Genomic DNA, 2,462 nt, shown 5'->3' on the forward strand with positions numbered 1-2,462 from the left:
TTGTAAGGTTGGGCCCGACTCGGCTCGTCGTGGGGGTTGGTGTACCCGGCAGTGGCCTGGGTGGCGGTCTTCCCCCCGGGGGGTGGCGGCGATATCGCCGCCACCGCCCGGGAAGATCCGGACCGACCGGCGAGGAACCGACCGTGGTTGCGCCCCACGGCCGGGACGAGGCTCGGACCGGATGGTGCCTCCCCGAGCGGGGGCGCACCGGCACGACGGTCGTCCGGTGCGGTCGGAACGGGATTCCCCGACCGCACCGGAGGACCGCGTACGTCCCAGACGTCCGGCCGTCGACGCACCCGCGTCGGTGGCCGGGCGGATGCGGGGGAGGCAGGGACGAGACGCCGACCGGCCCTGCCTGCCAGCCCCGTCCGTTCCCACCCCCGGGACCCGGCCGGTGCCGAAGCCGCCGACTTCGGCACCACCCACCGGGACCCGTGGATCCGTGGGTGACGGGCGGGGCCCATCCGCACCCGATCGGAAGGAGCACCATGCGTACGGGTGTCTGGCTGGTGGGGGCGCGCGGTTCCGTCGCGACCACCAGCATCGTCGGGGCGCGTGCCCTGCGGAGCAATCTCACCGCGCCGACCGGGTGCGTCACCGAGCTGCCTCAGCTGCGTGGACCCGCCCTGCCGGCCTTCACCGAACTGGTGTTCGGCGGTCACGACCCGGTCCACACCCCCCTGGCGAAACGGGCCGAGGCGCTCGCCGCCGCCGGGGTGGTGCCCGGTCGACTCGTCGCCGCACTCGCCGACGACCTGGCCGAGGTGGAGGAGGAGATCCGGCCCGCCCCCACCGGGGGCACCCAGGCCGAACGGGTCGCCACAGTGGTCGCCGACCTCGACGCCTTCCGCCGTCGGCACCACCTCGACCGGATCGTAATGGTCAACGTCTCGGCCACCGAACCGCAGATCACCCCGCATCCGGGGCACGTCGACCCGGCCCGGCTCGCCGAGGCGCTGCACGGTGACGACGAGGTGCTGCCGCCCAGCTCCCTCTACGCGTACGCGGCGTTCACCGCCGGCTGCCCGTACGTGGACTTCACCCCGTCGACAGGGGCCCGGCTGCCCGCCCTGGCCGCCCTGGCCGTCGAGCGGGGGCTGCCGTACGCCGGCCACGACGGCAAGACCGGGGAGACCCTGGTCAAGTCGGTGCTGGCCCCGATGTTCGCGATGCGCAACCTCCAGGTCCGCTCGTGGTCGGGGATCAACCTGCTCGGCGGTGGGGACGGGGCCAACCTCGCCGAACCGGCCGCCAACGCGGCGAAGGTGGAGAGCAAACAGCGGGTCCTCGCCGAGACCCTCGGCTACCAACCGCAGGGCGACACCCGCATCGACTACGTCGAGGAGCTGGGCGACTTCAAGACCGCCTGGGACCTGGTCACCTTCGCCGGGTTCCTCGGTGCCGGGATGCGGCTGGAGTTCACCTGGCACGGCTGTGACTCCGCCCTGGCCGCCCCGCTGGTGCTGGACCTGGCCCGGATCACCGCCGCCGCGCACGCCGCCGGGCACGTCGGCCCCCTCGCCGACCTGGCGTTCTTCTTCAAGGACCCGGTGGGGGTGAGCACCCACTCGCTGGCCGAACAGTGGGTCCGGCTGCGGGAGTTCGTCACCGGGCTGCACGCCACCACCGGAGGTGCCGATGCCCAGGCTCGCTGACCTGGTGGAACTGGTCCGGGCCCCCGCCGCGCTGTCGGTCCCCGGAGACGTCATCGCCGGGGCGACCGCCGCAGGTGGCCTGGACCGGCGTACCCCCGCCCTGGCCGGGGCGTCGGTGTTGCTCTACTGGGCGGGGATGGCCGCCAACGACTGGGCCGACCGGGACCTCGACGCCGTGGAGCGCCCGGAACGTCCCATCCCGAGCGGCCGGGTCAGTCCGACAGCAGCACTCGGGGTCGCCGCCGGGTTGACCGCCGCCGGCCTCGCCCTGGCCGGTGCCGCCGGGGGGCGTCGGGCCGCCGCCGTCGCCGTCCCGCTCGCCGCCGCCGTCTGGGCGTACGACCTCAAGGCGAAGAACAGTCCCGCCGGGCCGCCGATGATGGCGCTGTGCCGGGGGCTGGACGTCCTGCTCGGGGCGGGCGACGGACGGACCGTCCGGGCGGTTCCGGCGGCGCTGACCGTGGCAGCGCACACCTGGACCGTCACCGCCCTGTCCCGCCGGGAGGTGACCGGGACCGACGTCGCCCTGCCGTTGGGCACCCTCACCGCTACCACGCTGATCGCCGCCGGTGCCGCAGTCGGTCGAACCCGCCGGACCGGGTCGGCGCCGACCGCCGGGACCGCTGCCGGGTCGACGGTCCGGACCGCCGTCTCGGCGGTGACCCGGTCCGAGGCCGCCGGACTGGCCCGCGCGGCGCTGCCCGCCGGACTGGCGCTCTGGTACGCCCTGCGCTACGGCACCGCCCAGGCCCGGGTGGTCGCCGAACCCACAGCCGGTCGGGTCCGGGCGGCGGTGGGCGCAGG

At 75.2% G+C, this 2,462-nt stretch carries 2 protein-coding genes; both read left to right on the forward strand.

Annotated elements, in window-relative coordinates:
- Nucleotides 1–491: 491 nt before the first annotated feature.
- A complete protein-coding gene (locus ABT336_RS27235) occupies nucleotides 492–1,658 on the forward strand; it encodes an inositol-3-phosphate synthase (protein ID WP_350900436.1) in 1,167 nt (388 codons plus the stop codon).
- Nucleotides 1,642–2,462 (forward strand): SCO3242 family prenyltransferase (locus ABT336_RS27240; RefSeq protein ID WP_350900438.1); only part of this gene is annotated, 821 nt, incomplete at its 3' end. The genes ABT336_RS27235 and ABT336_RS27240, both read left to right, overlap by 17 nt.

The sequence above is a fragment of the Micromonospora sp. NPDC000207 genome (assembly GCF_040300925.1).
In the GTDB taxonomy this organism is placed as follows: domain Bacteria; phylum Actinomycetota; class Actinomycetes; order Mycobacteriales; family Micromonosporaceae; genus Micromonospora.

Coding starts and splice junctions, on each gene's coding strand:
- ABT336_RS27235 (WP_350900436.1), top strand. CDS start 492: ATGCGTACGGGTGTCTGGCTGGTGGGGGCGCGCGGTTCCGTCGCGACC.